We start from the raw sequence: 25,774 nt of genomic DNA on the forward strand, positions 1-25,774 counted from the left end.
GAATCCCATTGCTCCAGAGGTCATTGGGCACAGCGTGACCGGCGCTGTTCGAACGTCCCTCGAAGTCCCGCCACGACCATGGGCAGACCGCGACCAGTCACGGAAGGTAGCCATGACCAACACCGAAGCGCCCCGGGTCGACACACGCCAGCTGCACGACATCGCCCGCGGCTACGTGAAGACCGCGCTGCTGCGCACCGCCTTCGAGCTCAGGCTCTTCGACCCGCTCGCCGACGGGCCGCTGACCGCGGACCAGCTCGCCGCCCACACCCGGGTCGACCGGCGCGGCCTGCGCATCGTGCTCGACGCGCTGGCCGCGATCGGCCTGCTGCACGCCCGGGACGGCCGCTACGCCCTCCCGCAGGGCGAGTCCGAACTCCTGCTCAGCACCAGCCCCCGGTTCTTCGGCGGCGCGCTGAAGCTCGGCGCGAGCGACTGGGAGTGGGACGCCCAGAAGCACCTGATCGACGCGGTCCGCCACGGCGGCACCGTCGCCCCCACGCACGCGCTCACCCCGGAGTTCGACTACTGGACCGAGTTCGCCACCAGCACGACCTGGTTCAACAACGGCGCCGCCGAGCTGATGACCGAACAGCTCCTGCCCTGGGCCGCGCAGCGCGAGAGCGTCGACGTGCTGGACATCGCCTGCAGCCACGGCAGCTACGGCTTCACCTTCGCCCAGCGCGAGCCGCGCGCCACCATCACCGGCCTGGACTGGCCCAACGTCCTGGAGATCACCCGCCGCCACGCCGAACGCCTCGGCCTGGCCGACCGGTTCAGGACCATCGCCGGGGACATGTTCAAGACCCCGCTCGGCGGCCCGTACGACATCGTGATGCTCACCAACGTGCTGCACCACTTCTCCCCGGAGGAGTCCACCGAACTGCTGCGGCGCGTGGCACCCGCCGTCAAGCCGGGCGGCCGGATCGCCGTCGTCGGCCACACCACCGACGCCCACGACACCCCGCACACCAACCCGCTGCCGTACATGTTCTCGGTGATCATGCTGGTGCAGACGCACCGCGGCGAGACCCACTCCGTCGACACCTACCGGCGGATGCTCACCGACGCCGGCTTCGCCAACGTCACCGACCACTCCAGCGAGGCCGCCATGCACCGGCTCTTCCTCGCCGACCGGATCTGAACCGGAGGGAGAGCCCCCCTTGAAGCCGGACACCGGCCCATCCAGCACCCTCGCGGCGGCCGCCTCCGTCGCGCGGACCGTCGTCGCACCACTCGCCCAACAGGCCGACCGCGAGCGCCGACTGGATCCCAAGGCGGTCCACGCCCTCACCAGCGCCGGATTCCCCCGGCACTTCGTGCCGCGCCGCTTCGGCGGCGCGGCCGGCACCTTCACCGACCTCCTCGGCGCGGTCACCGAGCTCTCCAAGGGGTGCGCCGCCGCCGGCTGGTGCGCCTCCCTGTTCGCCGGCCACGCCCGGCTCGCGGCCTACCTGCCGGCCCGGGGACAGCAGGAGGTGTGGCGGGACGGGCCCGACGCCCGGATCTCCGCCGGATTCGTGCCCAGCGGCACCGTCCGCCGCACCGGGGACACCTGGATCCTGAGCGGCGCGTGGAACTTCATCAGCGGAGCGGACTTCGCCGACTGGGTGCTGCTGTCGGCCTGGGAACCCGGCGGCGAGGGCAAGCGGCTGCGCTTCTTCGCGGTGCCGCGCGCCGACTGCGCCCTGGAGGACACCTGGTTCTCCGTCGGGCTGCGCGGCACGGGCAGCCGCAGCCTCGTCCTGGACGGGGTCGAGGTGCCGCAGCACCGCACCCTCGCCCAGTCCGTCCTGCTGGCCGGAACCGCCCCCGACACGGAGCCGGCCGGCTGCCACGCCGTGCCCTTCCGGCTCGTCAACGGCCTGACCATGGTCACCCCGGCGCTCGGCGCCGGCCTCGGCGCACTGGAGTCCTGGACGCAGTGGATCGCCGGCAAGACCGAGGTGCTGATGGGCCGCACGGTCCGGGCGGGGGAGAAGGCGTCGGTGCGCTCCGCACTGGCCCGCGCCTCCTTCGAACTCGACACGGCCGCCCTGGTGCTCGGCCGCATCGCGGCCCAGGCCGACGCCGGCGCCGCAGCGGAGGCCGTCCCCCGCAACCACCGCGACTTCGCCCTCGTGGCCGCAACGCTGACCAAGGCCGTCGACCGGCTCCAGCGCGAGAGCGGCGCCCGCGGCCAACTGGAGGGCGGCCCCACCGAACGCGCCTGGCGCGACGTCCACGCCGCCGCCGCCCACGCCGCCCTGCAGTTCGAGAGCAACGCCGACGTGTACGCCCGCCACGCCTTCGCCGCGTACCGGCCCACCACCACGGAGGGGACGTCCCATGGCTGAACCCCAGCCCGCCACGGCACCGTTGCGACTGCACGCCCTGGCCTACAGCCTCGGCGTCACCGCCGCCGTCACCGCCGCCGCCCGGCTGGAACTGGCCGACGCACTCGGCGAGGAGCCGATGACCGTCGCCGACCTCGCCACGGCCGTCGGCGCCAAGCAGGAGCCGCTCGGCCAGCTCCTGCGCGCACTCGCCTGCCACGGCGTGTTCCAGGAGACGGCACCGGGCCGCTACACCCACACCGAACTCTCCCGGCTGCTGCGCGCCGACGCGCCGGGCGGGCGCCGCGCGATGGCCCTGCTCGCCGGGGCGCCCTTCGCCTGGCGCATCTGGGAACGGCTGGACACCGCCGTGCGCACCGGCCGCAGCGTCTTCCCGGACCTGTACGGCACCACCCTGTTCACCCACCTCCACGAGGAGGAACCCGAGCTGGGCGCCCTCTTCGACCAGGCGATGGCCAAGTCCGGCGTGGCCACCGCGGCGGCCGTGGCCGAGGTGCTCGACCTGACCGGCACCCACACCGTCGCCGACATCGGCGGCGGCCGCGGCACCCTGCTCAAGGTCCTGCTGGAGCGCCGGCCCGGGCTGAACGGGGTGCTGTTCGAACTGGAGCCGGTGGCGGCCGGCGCGGACCCGGCCCTGCGCGACGGCGGGGAACTGGCCGCGCGCTGCAAGGTGGTGGCGGGCGACTGCCACGTCGACGTCCCGGTCAAGGCCGACACCTACCTGCTCAAGGGCGTGGTGCACATGTGGGACGACGAGACCGCCGTCGCCGCGCTGCGCACGCTCGCCCGCAACGCCCCGGCGGGCGCCCGGGTGGTCCTGATCGAACAGGTGCTGGACGCCACCGAGACACCGGAGATCGCCACGGTGATGAACCTGCTCATGCTGGTCAGCCAGGGCGGCCGGGAACGCACCGGCGGCGAGTTCCGCGAGCTGTTCGAACGCGCCGGGCTGCGCTTCCACGGCATCACCGCCACCGGCAGCGTGGTGCACCTGGTCGAGGGGTCCGTCCCCGCCGCCCCCTGACCGGGCGCGGCGGCCCGCCCGCACCGGCCGCAGGCCCCTCCCAGGTGCCCTCTAGGTGAGCTCGTCGAAGACGCCCGCCAGGCCGGTGAGGGCGGCCCCGGCCGCGTGCTCGGCCCCCGACTGGTAGGCCGAGGCGAGCTCCTCCCCGTCGAGGACCGCCGCGCACAGCCCCTCGATCCGCACCGCGTCCGGGTGGCTCACCGGCGCGCTGCCGGACACCCCGTCGCCGATGCCGAGCAGCCGCACCGCCCGGGCGGCCCGGCCCTGGGCGGCCGCGATGTCGGCCGCCAGCAGCGCCGCCCGGCCGGCGACCCGGGCGTCCCCCAGCAGCACGGCGTGGGCCAGGGCCTCCTCGTGCAGGCTCGCGGCCCGGCCCAGCCGCCGCCGGGCGACCTCGACGTGGCCCAGGCCGCACAGCATCAGCGCGAGCTGGCCCACGTCCGGCCGCGGCGCGGTGCGCAGCGCGGTGACCCCCGGCTCCAGGACGGCCGCGGCGTGGGCCAGGTCGCCCTGCCAGCGGGCGATCTCGGCCAGCACCCCGCGGATGTGGGGCTGCGCGCGGGTGATCCCGGCCTGCCGGGCGGTGCGCAGCGTGCTCTCCAGCAGCCCCCGCGCCCCGTCGAGGTCCCCGGCGCGGGCGAGTTCGCTGCCCAGGCGGGCGCGCAGGATGATCTGGTCCTCCAGCCCGCCCAGTTCGGTCGCCAGCCGCAGCGCCTCCTCCAGCAGCTCGATGGCCTCCCCGGGCCCGGCGGTGGCGCCGGAGATCCCGGCCAGGGCGCTGAGCGCCTGGATCTGCCCCCAGCGCTCGCCGATCTGCCGGGACTCCCGCAGGGCGGCCCGGAAGTGCTCGGTGGCGCGCCGCACGTCCCGTCGCGCCGAGTGGAGGTGGCCGCAGTTGACGTGGCCGCAGGAGCGGACCCAGGCGTGCCTGGCCCGGGTGAGCTGCTCCATCGCTTCCAGAGCGCCAGCCGGGTCCTCGTCGAGGATGCTCAACGTCCCCCGGAACGCGGTGAGTTCGGGCGGCTCCTCGGTGCCGGGCGGGCGGCTGCGCTCGGCGCGCTCCAGCCACTGCCGCACCCGCGCGAGGCCGGCGGCCATGCCCTCGGGCGAGGCGGAGGGCGCCAGCGCGGACATGATCGTCACCAGGGCGCGGGCGTCGTCCGGGGCGTCCCCGGGGACGGCCAGCGCCCGGTCCGCCCAGTCCGCGGCCTCGATCTGCTGGCCGCGCAGGGACCAGTACCAGCCCAGCGCGGCCACCATGCGGACCGACAGCGCGCTGTCGCCGGCGGCGATCGACCAGCGCAGCGCCGCCTGGAGGTTGTCGTGGTCGGCGGTCAGCCGGGCCAGCCACAGGGCCTGGTCGGCGCCGATGAGCCGCTCGCGGGCCGACTCCGCCAGGCCCACGAAGTACCGGGCGTGAGCGGCCCGTACGGCCTGTTCCTCGCCCTCCTCCAGCTGCCCGGCCAGGTACTCGCGGATGGTCGACAGCACCCGGTAGCGGATCTCCCGGCCGCTCTCGTCGAGTTGGACCAGGGACTTGTCCACCAGCGCCGTCAGCAGGTCGACGACGTTGCGGGGCACCACCCCGACCCGGGCGTCGGTGCAGATCTCCTCCACCGCGTTCAGCGTCGCCCCGCCCTCGTACACCGAGAGCCGCTTGGCCAGGGTGCGTTCCTCCAGCCGCAGCAGCCCCCAGCTCCAGCCGACCACGGCGTGGAGCGTGCGGTGGCGCTCGGGGCGGCTGCGCAGGCCGCCGGAGAGGATCCGGAAGTGGTCGTCCAGCCGCTCGGCGACGTCCGCCGGCGACAGCGCCCGCAGCCGGGCCGCCGCCAGTTCCAGCGCCAGCGGCAGGCCGTCGACCCGGCCGCACAGCCGCACCACGTCCGCCGCGTTGTCCTCGTTCACCTCGAAGCCCGAGCGCACCGCCCGGGTGCGCTCGGCCAGCAGCTGGACGGCCGGGCTCGCCAGCACCTCGGGCAGGGCGGCGCCGGCCGGGGGAAGGGGCAGCGGGCCCAGGGTCAGCAGCCGCTCGCCGGCCGCGGCGAGCCGCTCCCGGCTGGTGGCCAGGGCCCGCGTCCCCGGGCAGTCCCGGAACAGCCGCTCGACCAGCTCCGCCACCGCGTCCACCACGTGCTCGCAGTTGTCGAGCACGAGCAGGACGCCGCGGTCGCCGACCACCTCGACCAGCCGCGGGTACGGCGCCGGCTTGGCGGTCTCCGGGCTGCCCAGCACCGTGGTGCCGGTCGAGGTCAGGGCGTTGAGCACGGCCTCGGGGACCTGCGCGGGATCCTTGACCGCGGCCAGGTCCACCCACCAGGCCCCCTCCCCGAGGCGGTCGGCGAGGGTCTGCGCCGCCTCGACGGCCAGCCGGGTCTTGCCGACCCCGCCCGGCCCGATCAGGGTGACCAGCCGCGCCTCGCCCAGCAGCCGCTCCAGCTCGGCGAGTTCCGCCCCCCGGCCGAGGATGCCGCTGACCCGCATCGGCACGCCCCGGCGGGCGCAGGCCGGCGCCCCGGCGTCCGCTCCGGGGCCGCCGCGGGCCGCGGTCGCGGCCGGCTCGGCGCGCAGCACGGCCAGATGGGCGCGCTCCAGGTCGGGGGAGGGGTCCAGGCCCAGTTCGTCGGCGAGCCGGCGGCGGATCCGGTCGTACGCCTCCAGGGCCTCCGCCTGGCGTCCCGCCGCCTGCAGGGCCCGCATCAGCCGGGCGTGCCACAGTTCGTCGACCGGGTCGGCGGCGGCGAGCTGCTCCAGTTCGGGCAGGACGTCCACGGCCCGCCCCAGCGCGATGTCCGCGTCGATCCGGGTGCCGAGGACGGTGCGCCGCAGCTCGCGGGCCCGGGCCGCCGGGGCCTGGGCGAACAGCGCCCCGGCCGCCTCCGTGAACTCCTCGCCCCGCCACAGCGCCAGCGCCCCGCGCAGCGTGGCGGCCGCGAGGTCGGGGCGCTGCGCGAGCTCGGCGCGGCCGCGGGCGGCCAGCTGCTCGAACCGCCACAGGTCGACCGCCTCGGCCGGCACGCCCAGGGCGTACCCGCCCGGGCCGGAGGTGACGGGCAGTGCGGGCGCCAGCCGCCGCAGCCGCGACACCAGGGCCTGCACGGCGTTGTGCGGGTTCGCCGGAGGGGAGTCCTCCCACAGGTCCTCGATCAGGCGCTCGGCGCCGACCGGACGGCCGTGGGCCAGCACCAGCCGGATGACCAGCGAGCCGATCCGGGTGCCCGTGAGCCTGACCGGCGTGCCGTCCGGGTCGCAGACCACCAGCGGCCCCAGGACCGCCACCCGGATCCCCGGTGCCGTGCTCATCAGGCCCCTTCCCCTCTCGCCGCCAGCGAAGGCTACATGATCGCACGGGGCGCTCCTCAGCCTGCGTTCGAACGGTTCTCGGACCAGGCTCGTTAGGTTCCTCGGGCCAGCCGATCCGAGGAGAAGGTTCGTCATATGTCCACTCCTGCAACGGAATCCGTCGCGCCTGCGGTCGCGGCGCAGCAGGCCCGCCGAGTCGCCGAGTCCGCCCGGACCCCCGACAGCCGGGTGACCCCGAACGCGTGGTTCGACTCCTGGTTCGCCGCCCACCAGCGGCGCAGCGGGTTCCAGGTGACGCGCATCCCCTTCTCCCGGCTGTCCAACTGGGGCTTCGACCCGGACACGGGGACGCTGGCCCACGACAGCGGCCGGTTCTTCTCCGTGGAGGGACTGCGGGTCGAGGCGGACGAGCAGATCGGTGTCTGGGAGCAGCCGATCCTGGTCCAGCGGGAGATCGGGATCCTCGGGATCCTCGCCAAGGAGTTCGACGGGGTCCTGCACTTCCTGATGCAGGCCAAGCTGGAGCCGGGGAACACCGGCGCCGTCCGGCTGTCGCCGACGGTCCAGGCCACCCGGAGCAACTACACAGGGGTCCACCGGGGGCGGGCCATCCCGTACATCGAGCGGTTCGTCGCGCCGCGCACCGGGCGGCCGCTGGTGGACACCCTGCAGTCCGAGCGCAGCACCTGGTTCCTGCGCAAGCGCAACCGGCACATGGTGGTGGAGGCGGCCGGCGACGTCCCGGAGCACCAGGACTTCTGCTGGCTGACCCTGGGCCAGCTGCGGCGGCTGATGATGCGCGACAACACCCTGAGCATGGAGGCCTGTTCGGTGCTCGCCTGCCTGCCGGGCGCCCGGTCGCTGGATGCCGGGCCGGCGCGGCACAGCCTCGGCGAGGTGATCAGCGCGCTGTGCGAGGTCAAGGCCCGCCACGAGGTGGGGCAGCACCGCATCCCGCTCAAGGAGGTGACCTCCTGGCGGCGCCTGGACGACGAGATCTCCCGGGCCGACGGGAAGTACTTCAAGGTGATCGCCGCCGAGGTCCACGCCGACAGCCGCGAGATCCTGCACTGGACCCAGCCCCTGCTGGCGCCGGCCGCCGGAGGCGTCGCCGCGCTGCTGACCCGCCGCTTCGGCGCGGTGCGGCACGTCCTGCTGCACGCCAGGGTGGAGGCCGGGGCCAGGGACGTCGCCGAGTTCGGGCCGACCGTCCAGTGCACGCCGGGCAACTACGGCGACGTGCCGGCCCACCACCGCCCGCGATTCCTGGACCAGGTGCTGTCCGCACCCCCGCAACGGGTCCTCTACGACACGGTGCAGTCGGAGGAGGGCGCCCGCTTCCACCACGCCGAGAGCCGCTACCGCATCGTCGAGGTCGGCGACGAACTCGACGACGTCCCGCCGGAGTTCGTCTGGGTCACGGCCGGCCAGGCGGCCCGGCTGCTGCGGCACAGCTACTACCTGAACATGCAGGTGCGCACCCTGATCGCGGCGCTGCACGCGCTGGGCTGACCGCCGCCCCAGGAGGCGGGCGGCGGCCGGCCGGCGCGTGCCGAGCCGCGAGCCCGGCGCGGCCGCGAACTCAGAGCAGCCGCGAACTCAGCGCGGCCACCTCGGCGGGCACCCGGGCGGCCAGCCGCTCGGCGTCGGCCGCCGACAGCACGTCCGTGCGGTAGCGGACCAGCCCCCCGAGATCGGGGTGCGGCCGCAGCTCCAGGTGGACCTCGGGGACCCAGGTCCGCGGCGCGACCCGGATCTGCTCGCCGTGCAGCGCCGCCGTGACCTCCACCCGCGCCGGCGGCACCTCCTCCAGCAGGAAGTACGCCTGGAGCAGCGGATCGCGCCCGGCGGCGGGCAGCGGCCGCCCCCGCTGCAGGGCGATCGACAGCAGCGGCGCCTCCATCGCCTCGCGCAGCTGCTCGGCGGCCCGGCGCACCAGCTCGCGCGCGCCGTCGCCGGGCGCCAGCCGCAGCGCGACCATGCTGGCGTAGCAGCCGACCGAGTCCGCCGAGGCCGGCAGGAAGCGCCCCGAGACCGGGGTGCACACCGCCAGGTCCGCCGCGCCGGTGAACTCGCCCAGCACCCGCGCCCAGGCCGCCAGGAACACCGCGCTGACCGTGCCGCGCACGGTGTTGGCGGCGCGTGCGGCGGTGGCCATCAGCTCCTCGGTCAGGGCCAGTTCCACCTCGGCGGCCGGCCCGTAGCGCGGTATCGGGCCCGCCTCGGCGAACGGCACGGGCGCCACCCCCGCCACCCGCTCGCGCCAGGCGCGGACCGCGGCGGGCCGCTGCGCCTGCCGGGCCTCCAGCTGCTCCCGGTAGGTCGTGAAGAAGGACGGCGCGGGCGCGTCGAAGGCCGGCCGGCCCTGCTCCAGCGCCCGGTAGGCGTCGAAGAGGTCGCGCCAGAAGACCTGGGTCGACCACGCGTCGAAGGCGATGTGGTGCCCGACGACGGCCAGCAGCCACCGGCCCCCCTCGACCGGGATCAGCCGGGCCTTCAGCGGCGGCTGGTCCCGCAGCGGGTAGGGCGCGGTCAGCCAGCGCCGCGCCTCCCGTTCGGCGCTCTCGCGGGGCAGCGGCGCGCCCGTGTCCCGGCGCAGGATCCCGGTGGTGTCGGCGGGTGCCAGCACGTCGGCGGCCAGGCCGCGCCCGGCACGGCGGAAGCGGGCCCGCAGCGCGTCGTGACGGGCCACCACGGCGTCGACGGCGGCGCCGAGCAGGTCGGCGTCGAGGGTGCCGTGCAGCAGGAACAGCATCGGCATGATGCTCTCGTGGAGGTCGGGCTCGTGCTCCGCCATGTGCCAGAACTTCTCCAGCGAGAACAGCGGGTCGACCCCGGCCGCCTCCGCGGGGTCCGCCGGCCGCGGGGCGGGGGCGGGTCCGTCGGGCCGGCCGGGGTCGGCGAGCAGGCCGAACAGCGCGGTGATCGAGCGGGCCCGGAGCACGTCCGACTCGGTGACCTGGCGTCCCAGCGCCCGGGACAGCCGGGTGGCCAGGCGGATCGCGGTCATCGACGTCGCCCCCTGGTCGAACAGGTCGTCGTCGGGGCCGACGTCGTAGCGCAGGATCGCGGAGGCGATCGCCACGGCGGCCGCCAGGTCGCCGCCGCCGGCCCCGGGCGGGGCGGCGGGGCCCGGCGCGGCGCCGTCGGGCCGGCGGGTGCCGGGCCCGGGGCGTCCGGCGTCGGCCAGCAGGGCGGCCAGTGCGTGGTGGTCGACCTTGTCGTTCGGCAGCTTCGGCAGCCGCTCCACGACCGCGACCCGCCGGGGCACGAACGCCTCGGGGAAGGCGCCCGCCACGGTCTTGGTGATCAGGTCCGCGGACGGCAGCGGGCCGCCCTCGCTGCTGGCGACCGCGGCCAGTCCGGTGGCGCGCCCGCTGTCGTCGTACTGGGCCACCACGGCGGCCCGGCTCACCCCGGGCACCTGCTCGATGACCGCCTCGACCTCGCTCGGCTCGATCCGCACCCCGCGGATCTTGACCTGCCGGTCCCGGCGGCCCACGAAGACCAGCCGGCCGCCCGGGTCACGGCGGGCCAGGTCGCCGGTCAGGTAGACCCGGTGCTCCCGCCCGTCCAACTCCAGTACGGGGAAGCGCTGCCGGGTGAGCTCCGGATCGCCGAGGTAGCCCAGGGCGAGGCCCTCGCCGCCGATCACGATCTCGCCGGTCCCGCCGTCGGGGACCGGGCGGCGCTGCTCGTCGAGCAGCCACACCTCGGTGCCGGTCACCGGCAGGCCGATGGGGACCTCCGCCTCGTCGGCCTCGGTGACCGGGTGCATGGTCGTGTACGTCGAGCTCTCCGCGGGCCCGTAGCCCTGCTGGAGGCGGATGCCCGGGTGGCGGCGCCGGCAGCGCGCCAGGTGGGGGGCGGAGTGCCGCTCGCCGCCGGTGACGAGCAGTTCCAGGCCGGTGAAGCAGTCGATGTCGTCGTCGACCAGCGCGTTGAACAGCACGGTGTTGAGGATCATCGCGTTGACGCCCCGGGCGATCGCCTCCCGCACCCGCGGGCCGGTCGGCTTGGTGCCGCCGGACAGCACGCAGGTGCCGCCGAGGACCAGCGGGGTCCACAGCTCCCAGGCGAAGGCGTCCCAGGCGGTGGAGGCGGTCTGGTAGGTCACCATCCGGCCGGGGACGACGCACAGCTCGTCGTCGGCCAGCCGCAGGATCCCGCGGTGCGGGGCGACCACGCCCTTGGGGGAGCCCGTGCTGCCCGAGGTGAAGAACACGCACAGCGGGTCCTCGCCGCTCACCCCCGCCCCCGCCGGCTCCTCGCCCGCCGCGCCGCCGTCCGCCGCCGCGGCGCGGCCGAGCGCCTCCTCGACGGTGAGCGTGGGCAGCCCCGGGACGGACGGCAGGTCACGGTCCACCACGCACAGCCGGATGCCCTCCAGGCCGGCGATCCGCTCGAACCGGCCCGGCGGCCAGTCGGGCGGCACGATCGCGTACGCCGCGCCGCACCGGACGATCCCGAGCAGGACCTTCACCGTGTCCGGCACGCAGTCCGCGCGCACCGCGACCACGTCGCCCCGCCGCACCCCCCGGCGGGCCAGGAAGTCGGCGCTGCGGCGGGCGTCCGCGGCCAGTTCGCGGTAGGACGTGTCGCGCCCGGCCCAGTGCAGCGCGACGGCGTCCGGACTGCGCTCGGCACGGGCCGCGATCCTCTCGTGCACCAGCTCGCCGTCGCACGCGCGCTCCCGCGCGTCCGGCCGTCCCGATGCGGGCGCTTCCTGCCTCACCACGCTGACCTCCAGGGCAATCGGTACACCTGTCCGGGCAGCCTGGCCGAACGGGTTCGAGCACCCGTCGAATCGAGGCCGCCTGGACCGGCGCTCGAACACCGGTGAGCAGGCTCTTCGGACCGTGGGCAGTGGATACGGACCACCGCCCGCCCCGCCTTTGGAGGTTGACGTGGACTTGGGACTGGCCGACCGGGTCGTCCTGCTGACCGGGGCCACCCGGGGCATCGGCCTGGCGACCGCCCGCGCCTTCGCGGCGGAGGGCGCCAGAGTGGTCCTGACCTACTGCCACGCGAAGGCCGAGGCCGATGCCCTGGTCGCCGAACTCGGCGGCCCCGCAAGGGCGTCGGCGGTGCGCTACGCCCTGGACGAGCCCGGGTCGCCGGAGGCCGCCGTGGCCGAGGCGACCGCCCGCTGGGGCGCCGTGGACGTGCTGGTGGCCAACGCCCACCGGCGCGGGCCCCGGCGGGCCCCGGGCGTGCGGTTCGAGCAGGTACCGGAGCAGGAGTGGCGCGCCACCCTGACCGACAACCTGGCCGGCACCGTCAGGACCGCGCAGCTGGTCCTGCCCGGCATGCGAAAGCGCGGGTGGGGCCGGGTGCTGCTGCTCTCCTCCCACGTCGCGACGCACGGCCGCGGCGGCCAGGAGGTCTACGGCGCGGCCAAGGCGGCGCTGCACGGGCTGGCCCGCAGCCTGGCCTGGGAGGCCGGCCCGGACGGAGTCCTGGTCAACGTCGTCGCCCCCGGACTCACGCTCACCGAAGGGGTGCTGGAGAAGCTGCCGGCCGCCCTGCGCGAGGAGGAGCGGGGGCGCACGCCCACCGCGCGGCTCTCCGACCCCGCCGACGTGGCCAGGGCGGTCGTCTTCCTCGGCTCCGACGCGAACTCGAACATCAACGGTCAGGTGCTGCACGTCGACGGCGGGCGCTGAGCACCCGTGTGGCACGACTCATCGACCCGGAGAAGGCCTTGAAGGTTCAGGACATCTACATCGACTCCGTCGGCGTCTACGTGCCGGAGGTCGTCCGCTCGGCGGACGCCGTGGCACAGGGCCTCTACGACGCGCAGATGCACGAGGAAGCCGAACTCGACGGCGTCGCGGTCTCCCCGGGGATCTCGGGCCCGGACATGGCCGTGCTCGCCGCGCGCCAGGCCTTCGACCGGGCCACACTGACCCGCCCGGACGTCGACGTGGTGTTCCACTCCTCCTGCTTCCACGAGGGGCCGGACGCCTGGTGCGCCCAGAACTACGTGCAGCTGAAGGCGGTCGGCGAGGCCACCGGCCGCGGCGTGCCCGCCTTCGAGGTGCGCCAGGGCTGCAACGGGATGTTCGCCGCGTTCGAGCTGGCCGTGTGCTACCTGCGCGCGGCCGGGGAGCGCCGGAGCGCGCTGGTCACCATCGGCGACAACATGGAGTCGCCGCTGATGGACCGCTGGCGCTCGGTGCCGTTCCAGCTCATCGGCGACGCCGGCGCCGCGGCCGTACTGACCAAGCGCGGCGGCTTCGCCCGGCTGCGCGCGGTCGACTCGCTGCTGGTCCAGGAGCTGGAGGGGCTGCACCGCGGCGCCGAACCGCTGTTCCCGCCGCCCGCGACGACGCGGGTCCCGGTCGACCTGGCCGCCCGCTCGGCGGCCTTCTTCGCCGGCCAGGAGTTCGGGGAGTTCAACCGGCTCAACCTCCAGGGCCTGCACGGCCTGGTCGACCGGCTCACCGAGGACGCCGGCGTCAAGCTCCAGGACATCGCCCGGGTCTCGTACATGAGCGTCTCCCGGGACTTCACCGAGCAGCGGCTGATGGTGCCGCTGGGCCTGCCGATGGAGAAGTCCTGCTGGGAGTACGCCAAGGGCGTGGGCCACCTCGGCTCCTCCGACCACCTGGCCGCGTTCGACCACCTCCTGGGCACCGGCGCGCTGGTCCCCGGCGACCTGATGCTGATGATCGGCCTGGCGCCCGGCCTGTCGGTGAGCGGGGCCGTGGTCGAGATCGTCGACACCCCGCCGTGGCTGGCCTGAGCCGGAGGGAGAACGAGCATGCGTGTCCTCTTCGCCACCTGGGCCGCCCCCGGCCACTTCTTCCCGATGGTCCCGCTCGCCTGGGCCTGCCGCGCCGCGGGCCTGGAGGCCGTCGTCGCCGTGCCCCCCGGCTGCCGCGCGGCGGTGGAGGGCGCCGGGCTGACGGCCGTCGAGGTGGGCCCGGCCGAGGGGCCGCCCGACAAGGGACCGGTCGGCAACGTCAGGTCCTGGGGCAGCGACCGGCCCTGGGCGCCCGGCTGGACGGCGCGCCCCGAACTGCTGGACGACTGGCAGACCACCGTCCTCGACTACACCGCGGGCAAGCAGGTCACCGCCGCCGAAAGGACGGTCGACGACCTCGTGCGCTTCGCCCGCTGGTGGCGGCCGGACCTGGTGGTCGGCGACTCGCTGTGCTTCGCGGCCCCGGTGGCCGCGGCCGCGGTCGGCGTGCCCAACGTCGCCACCGGCTGGGAGGTGGCCACCGTGCTGGGGGCCGAACGGGCCGGGCGCCGGGGCGACTGGCTGCCCGGCTACGCCGAGCTGTTCGAGCGCTTCGGCGCCGAGCCGCGGGCCTGCGCGCACACGGTGGTGGAGACCAGCCCGCCCGCCCTGCGCATCCCTGAGTCGTTCCCGGTGCGGCGCGTCCCGATGCGGTACGTGCCCTTCAACGGGGCCGGGACGGCGCCGTCCTGGCTCGGCGACCGGCCCCGCCGCCCGCGGGTGTGCGTGACGGCCGGCGTGGCGCTGGGCGAGTACGACGCCACCACGGCGGTCGAGGTGACCCGGCGGCTGGCCGAGTCCGTCAGCGGCCTGGGCCTGGACCTGGTCATCGCCGCCGGCCGCCGGGCCGCCGAACAGCTCACCGGCCTGCCGGAGGGCACCCGCTTCGCCGAGGGCGTCCCGTTCCACCTGCTGCTGCCCACCTGCGCCGCGGTCATCCACCACGGCGGCGCGGGGACGGCCCTGACGGCGGTCGACGCCGGCATCCCGCAGCTGATCCTGCCGCAGTCGCCGATGTACGCCGAGATCGGCCACCGGATCCAGCGGGCCGGCGTCGGCGCGGTGGCCGCCGCCGACAGCACGCCCGAACACGTCGGCGCCGCACTGGCCGAACTGCTCGACGACCAGCGGTACACCGAGGGCCTGGCCGGGGTGCGGGCCGAGATGTCCGCGATGCCGGCGCCCTCCGAGGTGGTGCACGAGCTGAAGGCCCTGGCCGGCGCCAGCCGCTCCCAGGAAGGAGAACCATGCCGCACGGCAACGCGCTAGAGGGACTCGACAGTTTCCACCGTTGGTTCGGCGAACGCGCCCGGGCCAGCGACTACTTGGTGAAGGAGGCGCCGCTGGAGCGGCTCGACGGCTGGCGGGTGGACCCGGACACCGGGAACCTGGTGCACCGCACCGGGCGCTTCTACACGGTCGAGGGGCTGGAGGTGACCACCGGCGGGGCCGGCGCCGAGCGCAGCTGGGCGCAGCCGATCATCCGCCAGCCCGAGATCGGCATCCTCGGCATCCTCGTCAAGGAGTTCGACGGGGTGCCGCACCTGCTGATGCAGGCGAAGATGGAGCCCGGCAACATCAACACGCTGCAGCTGTCGCCCACCGTCCAGGCCACCCACTCCAACTACACCCGGGTGCACCGGGGCAAGGCCGTCCCGTACCTGGAGTACTTCACCGTCCCCGGGCGGGGCAGGCCGCTGGCCGACGCCCTCCAGTCGGAGCAGGGCTCCTGGTTCCTGGGCAAGCGCAACCGCAACCTGATCATCGGGACCGACGACGACGTGCCCGTCCTGGACGGCTTCCGCTGGGTCCCGCGCACCGAGCTGGACGCGCTGCTGCGGCTGGACAACGTGGTGAACATGGACTCCCGCTCCGTCCTCGCCGCCTACCCGGTGCCGGTGGACGCCCGGCTCGCGCGGGAGGACTCCTACCGCGGGGCACTGGCCCGTTCGGCGGCCGCGCCGGCGGACGCCACCGAGCTGCTGAGCCGGTTCACCGCCGCCAAGGCCACCCGCTCGCTGACCCGCAGGCGGGTCCCGCTCGCCTCCGTACCGGGCTGGCACAACGACGGGACGCGCGTCGCCCGCGAGGACGGCCGCTACTTCTCCGTGCTCGGGGTCGACGTCGAGGCCGGGGACCGGGAGGTCGCACGCTGGTCCCAGCCGCTGATCGCCCCGGCCGGCCGCGGCGTCATCGCCCTCGTCACCCGCCGCACCGACGGCCTGCTGCGGCTCCTGCTGAGCGTGCGCACCCAGGCGGGCACCTTCGACGTGGCCGAACTCGGCGCCACCGTCCAGTGCGATCCGGCCAACCACCCGGACGCCCCGCCCCCGTTCCTGGACCACGTGCTGTCGGCCCCCCAGGACCGGATCCGGTTCGACGCCGTCCACTCGGAGGAGGGCGGCCGGTTCCACCACGCCGAGAACCGGTACCTCGTCGTCGAGGCGGGGGACGACCTCCCGCTCGAAGCCCCTGACGGTTACCTGTGGGCCACCCTCCGGGACACGGCCGAACTGGTGCGGCACAGCCACTACCTCAACGTCGAGGCTCGCTGCCTGCTCGCCTGCCTCAACACACTGCGGTGACCGATCAAGGGACAGGACATGAGTGAGGGAAAGACACAGATCCTCGAACTGGTGCGCAAGTACCACCGGGACAGCGCCCCGCAGGAGTTCGTCCCGGGAGTCACCCGGATCCTGCCCTCCGGCGCGACCCTGGACGAGGACGACCGGGTCGCGCTCGTCGAGGCGGCCCTGGAGATGCGGATCGCGGCCGGCGTGAGCTCCCGGCGCTTCGAGCGCGAGTTCGCCCGGGTGCTCGGGCTGCGCAAGGCCCACATGACCAACTCCGGCTCCTCCGCCAACCTGCTGGCCCTGTCGGCCCTGATGTCGCCCCAGCTGGGCGACCGCAGGCTGCGGCGCGGCGACGAGGTGATCACCGTGGCCGCGGGCTTCCCGACCACGGTCAACCCGATCATCCAGAACGGGCTCGTCCCGGTCTTCGTCGACGTGGAGCTCGGCACCTACAACACCACCCCCGAGCGGATCGCCGCCGCCATCACGCCCAAGACCGGGGCGATCATGATCGCGCACGCGCTCGGCAATCCCTTCGCCGCCGAGGAGGTGGCCCAACTCGCCCGGGAACACGGCCTCTACCTCATCGAGGACAACTGCGACGCGGTCGGCTCGCTCTACCGCTCCCGGCCCACCGGCTCCTTCGGCGACCTGGCCACCGCCAGCTTCTACCCGGCCCACCACATCACCACCGGCGAGGGCGGCTGCGTCGCCACCCGCAACCTGACCCTGGCCAGGCTGGTCGAGCAACTGCGCGACTGGGGACGGGACTGCTGGTGCGAGCCGGGCGAGGACAACACCTGTTTCAAGCGCTTCGACTACCAGCTGGGCGATCTGCCGCACGGCTATGACCACAAGTACATCTTCTCCCAAGTGGGTTACAACCTGAAGTCCACCGACCTCCAGGCCGCCCTCGGGGTCAGCCAGCTGGCCAAACTGGACCAGTTCACCCAGGCGCGCAAACGCAACTGGCGGCGGATGCGCGAGGGCCTGGCGGACGTGCCCGGCCTGCTGCTGCCCAGCGCGACCGCCGACAGCGACCCCAGCTGGTTCGGATTCGTCATCACCGTACGGCCCGACGCCCCCTTCACCCGGCGCCAGTTGGGCGACTACCTGGAGGCCCGCAAGATCGGCACCCGGCGCTTCTTCGGCGGCAACCTCACCCGGCACCCGGCCTACCTCGACCAGGAGTACCGGATCGCCGGCGACCTGACGAACTCCGACATCGTCACCGAGCACACCTTCTGGCTCGGCGTCTACCCCTCCCTCACCAACGAGATGATCGACTACGTGACCGCCTCCATCAGGGAGTTCGCGGCGGCGGCCTGACCGGCCGCCCCGCAGGGAACACGCCAGGAGGGCCCGGTGCCGGCACCGGGCCCTCCTGGCGTGCTCCCTCCCGCCCGGCCCCGCTCAGGGCCGCCGGACGAGGGCCGGCGCCGTCAACGCGCCGGTGCGCACCAGCCGTTCGAGCGGCTCCACCAGCTCCGCCGGGGACGGCTGGGCCGCGATCACCGCGCGCAGCCGCCCGGCCGCCTCCCGGTGACCCGCCCCGGACACCACCTCGACGGCGGCCCGCCGCACCACCCCCGGATCCTCCCGCAGCGCGGACAACGCGACCCCCGCCCCGGTGGCCTCGATCCGGCGGCTCACCGTCAGCTGCTCGTCCGTGAACGCCAGCGCCAGCTGCGGCGTCCCCGCCGCCGCCGCGGTCATCAGCGCGTTGACGCTGCCGTGGTGCACGACCGCGTCGCTGACCTCCAGCAGCAGCCGCAGCGGGAAGCCGTGCAGGACCCGCACCTCCTCGGGCAGCGGCCCCAGGGCGGCGGCCTGCGCCGCGGTGGTGGTCAGCACCACCTCACCGCCCTCGCGCAGCAGCGCCGCGATCGCGGCACGCAGCAGCGGGATGTCCGAGGCCTCCCCGGCCGCCGACTCGCCCACGATCACGGCCGTCCGCGGCCGCTGCCGAGCGCGCAGCAGCCACCCCGGCAGCACCCCCGGCCCGTTGTACGGCACGTAACGCACCGGCAGCCGCAGCGCCGAGCCCATCGGGGGCACCGCGCTGTCCGGCGACGGGTCGATCACGTAGTCGACGTGCCCGGTGTGCCACCGCGGCCGGCCGTACCGGGGGAAGGAACCGGACGGGTCGCCGTCACCGAGATCGACCCCGGGCTCCGTCTCGGCGATGCCGTGCAGACCGGGCGGGTGGTACACCGAGGGGCAGCCGACCAGCTGGGCGGCCAGCGCCCCCTCCGGCGCCGTCAGATCGTGCACCACCAGGTCCGGGCGCCACTGGCGGGCGAAGGCCACCGCCCCGTCGTAACTGCGCCGCAGCGCCTCGTGCGCCCGCTCCTGGAACGCGGGCGCCTCGGCGGCCACGTCGAACTCCGCCAGCGAGCGCACCGGCCGCCCGGTGTAGGGGTGCAGCGGCATCCCCGGCCGGGTGCCCGCGACGCTCTCCAGGTAGCGGAACATCCGGGCCATCGTCGTCATGTCGACGGACTCCAGCACCGGCACGGCCACCAGGCCCGCCCGCCCCACCGCCCGCGTCTGGGTGGGCGGACAGGCGACCCGCACGTCATGGCCGGCCGCCTGCAGCGCCCAGCCCAGCGGAACCATGCAGAAGTAGTGGCCGCGCCAGTCGGACGCGGTCAGCATGACCCGCATCGTCACCGCCCCGCCCCCGCGACCGCGGCCGCGTCCCACCGGCCGGTACGGGCCAGCCGCTCCAGCCCGGGCACCAGGGCCGCGGGGGAGGGCCGCCCGGCGAGCCCGGCGGCGATCCGCCGCGCCGCCGCGCGGTAGCGCCCGTCCTCCAGCACGGCCGTCAGCCCGGCCCGGATCTCCCCGGGCGTCGAGGTCAGCGCCGACAGCGCCAGCGCGGCGCCCCCGCCCATCACCCGCTCCCGGTACACCGGCCGGTCGATGCTCAGCGTCAGGCACAGCTGCGGCGTCCCCGCCGCGAACGCATTCATGGCCGTCCCGGCCCCGCCGTGGTGGACCACCGCGTCACAGGCCGCCAGCAGCAGATGGACCGGGAAGCCGGTCAGCACCCGGACCCGGTCGGGCAGCGCACCGAGCACGGCCGCCTGCTCCGCACCCACCGCCAGCACCACCTCGGCCCCCGTACCGGCCGCCGCCTCCACCGCATGGCGCAGCGCGGGCACGTGCGGCCCGTACATCGCCGTCGCCGAATAGCCCCACAGCACGCAGATCCGCCGGCCCGCCGGCCGCTCCCGCAGCCAGTCCGGCACGGCGGCCGGACCGTTGTACGCCACCGGCCGTACCGGGATGCGCAGCGCCGAGCCGTGCGGCGGCAGCGCCGGATCCGGCGAGGGGTCGATGACGTGCCCGATCTGGGTACGGTCCCACGGCCGCGCGCCGTGCCGGGCGAACGAGCCGGTCGGGTCCTCCAGACCGGTCTCCAGCACCGGCTCCGTCTCCGCGGCGCCGAACAGCCCCGCCGAATGGTAGACCGACGGCACCCCCGCGAGCCGCGCCACCAGCGCGCCCTCCGGGGCCATCAGGTCGTGCAGGACGAGGTCCGGAGCCCACAGCCGGCCGAAGCCGACCGCCGCGTCGTAGCTGCGCTCGATGCGCCGCCCGGCGTCCTGCCAGAACGCGGCCGTCGCGGCCGCCACGTCGAAGTCGCCCAGGTCGTCCACCGGCCGCCCGGACACCGGGTGCAGCGGCGGCCCCGGCAGCACACCGGTGCCGTCCACCGCCTCCTGGTAGCGGATCAACCGCGTGCAGTACGTCATGTCCGGCCCGTCCAGCACCGGCACGGGCACCAGCCCGGCGTGGCTGACCGCCGTGGCCTGCGGCGGCGGACAGGCCACCCGCACCTCGTGGCCCGCCGCCTGCAGCGCCCAGCCCAGCGGCACCATGCAGTAGTAGTGCCCGGCCCAGTCGGACACGGTGAAGAGGACTCTCATCCAGGGCTCCCGGCTCTCGGCTGTCGGGCCGCCAGCTTCGCCGCGGGCCCTAGACCAGAACTAGAAGAGTCGTCGAGCTACCCGCCCCCCCGGGGGCCCGTCCCCGAACTCCCGCCCGCGGGGCGGCCCCGGGCACCGACCGCGCTTGCCGGAACCTATAACGCGGCTCTAGGCACCGCCTCTAGGTTCAGCCGCCATGACGCAGTTCTCGTTGGATGACAAGGTCGTGGTCGTCACCGGCGCGGAGACGGACACCGGAGCGGCCGTCGCGGCCGAACTCGCCCGCAGGGGCGCCGCCGTGGCCGTCCAGTACGCCACCTCCTTCGCGCGCGCCAAACAAGTCGTACGGGACATCGAGCAGGCCGGCGGCCAGGCCGTCGCCATCAAGGCCGACCTGCAGGACCCCGCCCAGACCGAGCTGCTGTGCAAGAAGGCCTGGGGCGCGTTCGGCGACGTCGACGTCGTGGTGACGACCGAACCCGACCACCCCGAACCGCAGCCCGCCGCGGACCCCGCCACCCGCCTCGCCGAGACGGTACGGCTGCGCCTGACCGCCGCCCTCGGCCCGATGTACGCCGCCCTGCCCGCCATGACGCTGCGCGGCACCGGCGCCCTGGTGCACCTCGGCGCCCCGCGGCGCGAGCAGCTGCAGGAGGGCGAGGCGGAGGCGGCCCGGGCCGTCGCCGCCGCCGCGATGCGCGAGGCGATGGACCGGCTCGCCCGGGAGGCCGCCCCCCGCGGCCTCACCGCGCACCTGCTCCCCGCCGACCCGCCCGGAGGAGCCGCCCACGCCGTCGCGCTCCTGCTCGCCGCCCCGGCCACCGCCGCCCCGGCCACCGCCGGCACGGGCGCCTGAGCCGGGGGAGGGACGGCCACGATGAGGGTGCTGTTCACCGCGACGAACTGGAAGGGCATCTACTTCTGCATGGTGCCGCTCGGCTGGGCCCTGCAAGCGGCCGGCCACGAGGTACGGGTGGCCTGCTCCCGGGACCAGGCCGACACCATCGCCCGGGCCGGCCTGGTCCCGGCCCCGGTGCTCCACGGCTTCGAACTGATGCAGGTCGAACGCATGTCGCGCTACGCCGCGGCCGTGCGCGACCCGGACGGCTTCGCCGCCGCACCACCGGTGCACCCCGTCACCGGACAGCCGGTGGCGCACTACGGCGAGTACGACGTCGACGCGCACCGGGAGGAGTTCTCCCGCCGCTACGACGAGACCATGGGCCGCAACTGCGACGCCGCGGTGGCCCTCGCCCGGGCCTGGCACCCCGACCTGGTGGTCCACGACCTCATGACCCCCGAAGGCGTCCTGGCCGCCGAGACCACCGGAATCCCGTACGTCTACCACTCACCCGGCCTGTTCGGCAGCATGGAAGCAGGCCTGCACGACCCCACCGGAGCCTTCCCCCGTCACGGCGTCCACGGCTGGGACCGCTCCCGCATCGCCTACGCGATCGACCCGTCACCGGACCTCATGGCACCCGACCTGGGCAGCGCCCTGCGCCTGCCGGTGCGCTACGTCCCCTACAACGGCCCCGGGGCGATGGAGCCGTGGCTGCTGGAACGCCCCGCGCGCCCCCGGGTCTGCCTGCTGTGGGGCAACTCGGCCTCCGGCATCTTCGGCACCGACCTGCCGGCGCTGCGCCACGCGGTCGACGCGGTCGTCGGGGCCGGCGCCGAACTCGTGCTCACCGCGGCGCCGGACCAGGTCGCCGCGCTCGGCGAACTGCCCGACGGAGTACGGCTGCTGAGCGACCAGCCGCTGCACCTCCTGCTGGAACACTGCGACGCGGTCATCCACCAGGGCAGCGTCAACCCGATGATGACGGCGCTGTCGCTGCCCCAACTGGTCCTCGCGCTCACCGACGACCAGATCGAGATCGGCCGGCGCTTCGCCGCCGGCGGCTCGGCGATCCTGCTGCCCGGCCTCACCGCCACCGCGCGGGACGTGCGCACCGCCGTCGCCCGGCTGCTCACCGACGGCTCGCTGAAGGAGGCGGCCGCGGTCGTCAAGGCCGACGCGGACGCCCACCCGAGCGTCGCCGAGACGGTGCCCGCGCTGGAACGGCTCGCCCGCACCGGCGAACTGTCCGCCGCCGACCTGCCCGCGCGCGCCCTCCAGCCGTAGCCGACCCACCACCCATGACCGCGAGGAGGAAGGACCAGTGACGATGATCGAGTACGGGGCCGGGGCGGACGTCCTGGACGAACTGCACCGCTGGCTGCTCACGGAGCACGGCGAGACCGTGGACCCGGACCGCCTGCGGCACGTGCGCGCCGAAGTGGAACGCGTCGTCGCGCAGGGCGTGCCCGGCGCGGTGGTCGAACTCGGCTGCTTCCGCGGCGCGATGACGCTGTGGATCCGCTCGGTGCTCGACGCCCTCGGCGACGACCGCCCGGTGCACGTCTTCGACTCCTTCGAGGGCCTGCCCGACACCACCGAGGAGGACGAGATCGTGATGCCGCTGGGGGCGATGTCCGCCAGTCAGGCCGAGGTCCTGAAGACCTTCGAGGCCTGGCACAGGACGCCCCCCGTGATGCACCCCGGCTGGTTCGAGGACACCCTGCACGACGGCCTGCCCGGGCAGATCGCCTTCGGCTACCTCGACGGCGACCTCTACAGCTCCACCGTCGTCTCGCTGGCCGAGTGCGTCCCGCGGCTGGCCCCCGGCGGCGCCCTGATCCTCGACGACTACGCGGACCCCGAGGCCAACCCGCGTACCGTGGTCAAGTTCCCGGGGGTGAAGACCGCCTGCGACGAGTACTTCGGCCGGCCCACACCGGTGGAGGTGCTGATCGGCGAGGGCGATCTCGCCTACGGGCGCTATGTGAGGCCGTCGTCCTGAATGGACATCATCGGCAACGGGTTTCTGGCCAAGCACCTGGCGGCCCTCGCGGCGCACCACCGTGGGGTGGTGGTGGCCGCGGCCGGGGTCTCCGCGGCCCAGCACACCGCGCCCGAGGCCTTCCAGCGGGAGACCGACCTGGTCCGGGCCCTGGTCGACCGGTGCCTGCGCAGCGGCGAGCGGCTGGTGTTCTTCTCCACGGCCTCCAGCGGCATCTACTCACAGCCCGGGCAGCCGGGCACCGAGGACGCGCAGGTGGTGCCCGGCACCGCCTACGGGCGCCACAAGCACACCCTGGAACAGGAGTTGGCCGCATCCCCGGTGGAGCACCTGATCCTGCGGCTGGGCCACGTGGTCGGCCGGGACCAGCCCTCCCACCAGCTGCTGCCCGCGCTGGCCGCACAGGTGAGCTCGGGCCTGGTGCGGATCTTCCCCGGGGCCCGCCGGGACCTGATCGACGTCGCCGACGTGGTCACCGTCATCGACGCGCTGCTGAGCGCGGGCGTCAGCCGCACGACCGTGAACGTGGCCTCGGGCCACGCCGTGCCGATCGAGCGGATCATCCGGCACCTCCAGCTCAGGCTCGGGACGACGGCGCGGTGGAGCTACAGCGCACCCGTCGTCACCCAGGAGATCTCGATCAGGAAGCTGCGCTCCCTGGTCCCGGCCGTGGACGCGATGGGATTCGGCCCGGACTACTACCGCGACGTCCTCGACAAGTACCTCCCGCTCGGCCGACCCGGCGGACTGGCCGCGGCACCCAAGTAACCGCCTGTCAGGAGAACCAGATGGTTGATGTCATTGTCGTCGGCGGCGGACCGGTGGGCATGCTGCTCGCCGCCGAACTGCGGCTGCACGACGTCGAGGTGGTGGTGCTGGAGAAGCAGGCGCGGCCCAGCCCGCACTCACGGGCCTTCCGCCTCCAGCCGCGGACGATGGAGATGCTCGACTACCGCGGCCTGGCCCAGCGGTTCCGGGACGGGCACAAGGACTGGCCGATGGCCCACTTCGCCGGTCTCCAGCCGCTGCTGCGGCTGGACGGGCTGGAGAGCGAGCACGCCTACTCGCTGCTGATCCCGCAGGCCGAGACCGAGCGGCTGCTGGCCGAGCGGGCCGCCGAGCTCGGGGTGACCGTACGGCGCGGCCACGCGCTGACGGGGCTGTCGCAGGACGAGCAGGCCGTGCGGGCCGAGGTGGTGGGACCGGACGGGCCGTACACCCTGCGGGCGGACTACCTGGTGGGCTGCGACGGCGGCGCCGGCACGGTCCGCAAGGCGGCCGGCTTCGCGTTCCCCGGCACCTCGGCGCAGGTGAGCGCCCTGCTCGGGGACGTCGTCCTGGAGGACCCGGCCCAGCTGCCCACCGGCATCCCCGGCACCGCGCGCACGCCCCGCGGCCTGCTCATGGCGGTCGCCCTGGAGCCGCCGGTCACCCGGGTGCTGACCACCGAGTTCCGCGCGCCGCAGGCCGCCGGCGCAGCCCCGGTCACCGTCGAGGAACTGCGCGCGGCCATCGAGCGGGTGACGGGCGAACAGGTCGCGATCCGCGAGGCGCGCTGGCTGTCGCGCTTCGGCGACGCCACGCGGCTGGTCGAGGAGTACCGGCGCGGGCGCGTCCTGCTGGCCGGGGACGCCGCGCACATCCACTTCCCGATCGGGGCGCAGGGCCTGAACCTGGGCCTGCAGGAGGCCATGAACCTCGGCTGGAAGCTGGCGGCCGAGGTGCGCGGCGAGGCGCCCGAGGGGCTGCTCGACAGCTACCACCGCGAGCGCCACCCGGTGGCCGTGCGGGTGCTGCGCGAGACCAGGGCCCAGCTCGCGCTGATGAACCCCGACGAGCGCACCGACCCGCTGCGCGAACTGGTCGCCGAGCTGCTGGCGATCCCGCAGGTCAACCGGCACCTGGCCGGACTGGTGGCCGGCACCGACACCTGCTACGCCGACCAGGGCCAGGACCACCCGTGGGTCGGGCGGCCCGCTCCCCGGCTGGAGCTGAAGGCCGAGGACGGCCGGGAGGTCCGCATCGCCGAACTGCTCAACCCCGGCCGCGCCGTACTGCTGGCACTCGCGGCCCCGCCCGCCGTGCCGCTGCCCCGCGGCGTCGACCTGGTCACCGCCACCGCCGCGACGCCCCCGGACGCGCAGGCCCTGCTCATCCGCCCCGACGGCCACGTGGCGTGGGCGGGCGCGGCGGACGACCCGGCGCTGACCCGCGCGCTGGAGACCTGGTGCGGCCGGAGCGGCCGCCGAGAGAAGGGAAACCCCATGGAGAAGTTCACCCTCGACGACGTCCGCCGCGTGATCCGGTCCTGCGCGGGCGAGAACGACACCGTCGACCTCGACGGCGACATCGCCGACGTCCCGTTCGCCGAACTCGGCTACGACTCGCTGGCCCTGCTCGAAACGGCGGCCGTCATCGAGCGGGAGTACGAGGTGGAGCTGCCCGAGGGCGGGCTGTACGAGCTCGAAACCCCCGGCCGGGTCGTCGACTTCGTGAACGGGGCCCTGGCCGTCAGGTCGTGAGAGCCGTCAGGTCGTGAGGGCGGGGCCCTGGCCCGGCGCGCCCGGGCCGCCCGGTACGCCCTCCCCGGGCGGGGGAGCGTACTGGGCGAGCCCGTGGCCCAGCGACCAGTCGGCCGGCGCGTTCTCCGTCAGGACGACGAACACGTTGCGCGGCTCGGTGCCCGCGTACGCCTGGGCGAGCTCGGCGATCCGCGCGTACAGGGCCCGCTTCTGCGCGTCCGTGCGCCCGGCGCGCAGCGTGACGGACACGTACACGATGCCCTCGTCCCGCCGCACCCCGAGGTAACCGCCGTAGCGCAGCGTGCCGCTGGTGCCGTCGTGCCCGACCAGCACCTGGAAGTGGTCGTCCGGCGGGATCCCGATCGTCTCCACCAGCGCCTCGTGCACGGCGCGCCCGAGGGCGTCGAGCCGCTCGGGGCCCGCCCCCAACGCGTCGATGCGGACGAACGGCATGCCGTCTCCCTCCCCGGAACCATTTGTCCGTACC

General features: G+C 74.9%; 19 protein-coding genes. 14 read left to right on the forward strand and 5 right to left on the reverse strand.

Going from position 1 to position 25,774, the window contains the following annotated elements; genetic code table 11:
* The first annotated feature begins 112 nt into the window (after positions 1–112).
* From ACIRVF_RS32475 to ACIRVF_RS32485, 3 genes are read left to right on the forward strand one after another with little or no spacing between them, the layout of a single operon-like run.
* Positions 113–1,144: a methyltransferase gene (locus ACIRVF_RS32475; RefSeq protein ID WP_402825852.1), complete on the forward strand. Its 1,032-nt coding sequence runs from the start codon at positions 113–115 to the stop codon at positions 1,142–1,144.
* A 19-nt stretch (positions 1,145–1,163) separates the two neighbouring features.
* Complete coding sequence (locus ACIRVF_RS32480; RefSeq protein WP_402825855.1) at positions 1,164–2,336, forward strand: acyl-CoA dehydrogenase family protein; 1,173 nt, start codon at positions 1,164–1,166, stop codon at positions 2,334–2,336.
* Positions 2,329–3,363: a methyltransferase gene (locus ACIRVF_RS32485; protein WP_402825858.1), complete on the forward strand. Its 1,035-nt coding sequence runs from the start codon at positions 2,329–2,331 to the stop codon at positions 3,361–3,363. The genes ACIRVF_RS32480 and ACIRVF_RS32485 overlap by 8 nt, the downstream gene beginning before the upstream one ends.
* 51 nt (positions 3,364–3,414) lie before the next feature.
* Here ACIRVF_RS32485 and ACIRVF_RS32490 read toward each other — a convergent pair whose 3' ends face one another.
* Complete coding sequence (locus ACIRVF_RS32490) at positions 3,415–6,663, reverse strand: BTAD domain-containing putative transcriptional regulator (protein ID WP_402825861.1); 3,249 nt, start codon at positions 6,661–6,663, stop codon at positions 3,415–3,417.
* 135 nt (positions 6,664–6,798) lie between these two features.
* Between ACIRVF_RS32490 and ACIRVF_RS32495 the strand changes: the two genes are divergently transcribed.
* Positions 6,799–8,175 (forward strand): NDP-hexose 2,3-dehydratase family protein, encoded by a 1,377-nt coding sequence (locus tag ACIRVF_RS32495; RefSeq protein WP_402825864.1) that lies wholly within the window; start codon positions 6,799–6,801, stop codon positions 8,173–8,175.
* Positions 8,176–8,245: 70 nt separating this feature from the next.
* Here ACIRVF_RS32495 and ACIRVF_RS32500 read toward each other — a convergent pair whose 3' ends face one another.
* A complete protein-coding gene (locus ACIRVF_RS32500; RefSeq protein ID WP_402825867.1) occupies positions 8,246–11,401 on the reverse strand; it encodes an amino acid adenylation domain-containing protein in 3,156 nt (1,051 codons plus the stop codon).
* A gap of 169 nt (positions 11,402–11,570) precedes the next feature.
* Between ACIRVF_RS32500 and ACIRVF_RS32505 the strand changes: the two genes are divergently transcribed.
* Genes ACIRVF_RS32505 through rfbH form a run of 5 tightly spaced genes read left to right on the forward strand, consistent with a single transcriptional unit; the run spans position 11,571 to position 17,313 of the window.
* Complete coding sequence (locus ACIRVF_RS32505; RefSeq protein WP_402825870.1) at positions 11,571–12,329, forward strand: SDR family NAD(P)-dependent oxidoreductase; 759 nt, start codon at positions 11,571–11,573, stop codon at positions 12,327–12,329.
* An 8-nt stretch (positions 12,330–12,337) separates the two neighbouring features.
* Complete coding sequence (locus ACIRVF_RS32510) at positions 12,338–13,411, forward strand: ketoacyl-ACP synthase III family protein (protein WP_402825873.1); 1,074 nt, start codon at positions 12,338–12,340, stop codon at positions 13,409–13,411.
* A gap of 18 nt (positions 13,412–13,429) precedes the next feature.
* Positions 13,430–14,680, forward strand: coding sequence for a nucleotide disphospho-sugar-binding domain-containing protein (locus ACIRVF_RS32515; protein WP_402825876.1), 1,251 nt, complete (start codon positions 13,430–13,432; stop codon positions 14,678–14,680).
* Positions 14,659–15,996: an NDP-hexose 2,3-dehydratase family protein gene (locus ACIRVF_RS32520; RefSeq protein ID WP_402825879.1), complete on the forward strand. Its 1,338-nt coding sequence runs from the start codon at positions 14,659–14,661 to the stop codon at positions 15,994–15,996. The genes ACIRVF_RS32515 and ACIRVF_RS32520 overlap by 22 nt, the downstream gene beginning before the upstream one ends.
* Before the next feature lie 18 nt (positions 15,997–16,014).
* Complete coding sequence (rfbH, locus tag ACIRVF_RS32525) at positions 16,015–17,313, forward strand: lipopolysaccharide biosynthesis protein RfbH (RefSeq protein ID WP_402825882.1); 1,299 nt, start codon at positions 16,015–16,017, stop codon at positions 17,311–17,313.
* 84 nt (positions 17,314–17,397) lie between these two features.
* Here rfbH and ACIRVF_RS32530 read toward each other — a convergent pair whose 3' ends face one another.
* Both ACIRVF_RS32530 and ACIRVF_RS32535 read right to left on the reverse strand, forming a co-directional pair.
* Positions 17,398–18,642 (reverse strand): nucleotide disphospho-sugar-binding domain-containing protein, encoded by a 1,245-nt coding sequence (locus tag ACIRVF_RS32530; protein WP_402825885.1) that lies wholly within the window; start codon positions 18,640–18,642, stop codon positions 17,398–17,400.
* Positions 18,643–18,653: 11 nt separating this feature from the next.
* On the reverse strand, positions 18,654–19,919 hold the full coding sequence (locus ACIRVF_RS32535) for a nucleotide disphospho-sugar-binding domain-containing protein (RefSeq protein WP_402825888.1): 1,266 nt from the start codon (positions 19,917–19,919) through the stop codon (positions 18,654–18,656).
* Positions 19,920–20,115: 196 nt separating this feature from the next.
* On the opposite strand from ACIRVF_RS32535, the gene ACIRVF_RS32540 reads away from it, so the two are divergent.
* Genes ACIRVF_RS32540 through ACIRVF_RS32560 form a run of 5 tightly spaced genes read left to right on the forward strand, consistent with a single transcriptional unit; the run spans position 20,116 to position 25,287 of the window.
* Positions 20,116–20,775, forward strand: coding sequence for an SDR family NAD(P)-dependent oxidoreductase (locus ACIRVF_RS32540; protein ID WP_402825891.1), 660 nt, complete (start codon positions 20,116–20,118; stop codon positions 20,773–20,775).
* A 21-nt stretch (positions 20,776–20,796) separates the two neighbouring features.
* Positions 20,797–22,047, forward strand: a complete 1,251-nt coding sequence (locus ACIRVF_RS32545) for a nucleotide disphospho-sugar-binding domain-containing protein (protein ID WP_402825894.1) — start codon at positions 20,797–20,799, stop codon at positions 22,045–22,047.
* 43 nt (positions 22,048–22,090) lie between these two features.
* Entirely contained in the window at positions 22,091–22,765 is a 675-nt protein-coding gene (locus ACIRVF_RS32550; RefSeq protein WP_402826021.1) for a TylF/MycF/NovP-related O-methyltransferase, read from the forward strand.
* A complete protein-coding gene (locus ACIRVF_RS32555; protein WP_402825897.1) occupies positions 22,766–23,533 on the forward strand; it encodes an NAD-dependent epimerase/dehydratase family protein in 768 nt (255 codons plus the stop codon).
* 20 nt (positions 23,534–23,553) lie between these two features.
* Entirely contained in the window at positions 23,554–25,287 is a 1,734-nt protein-coding gene (locus ACIRVF_RS32560) for an FAD-dependent monooxygenase (protein ID WP_402825900.1), read from the forward strand.
* Between the two features lie 6 nt (positions 25,288–25,293).
* Here the strand turns inward: ACIRVF_RS32560 and ACIRVF_RS32565 are convergent, their stop codons facing one another.
* On the reverse strand, positions 25,294–25,740 hold the full coding sequence (locus ACIRVF_RS32565; RefSeq protein ID WP_402825903.1) for a tautomerase family protein: 447 nt from the start codon (positions 25,738–25,740) through the stop codon (positions 25,294–25,296).
* Positions 25,741–25,774: the final 34 nt, after the last annotated feature.

The sequence above is a fragment of the Kitasatospora sp. NPDC101157 genome (assembly GCF_044768255.1).
Lineage (GTDB): Bacteria > Actinomycetota > Actinomycetes > Streptomycetales > Streptomycetaceae > Kitasatospora.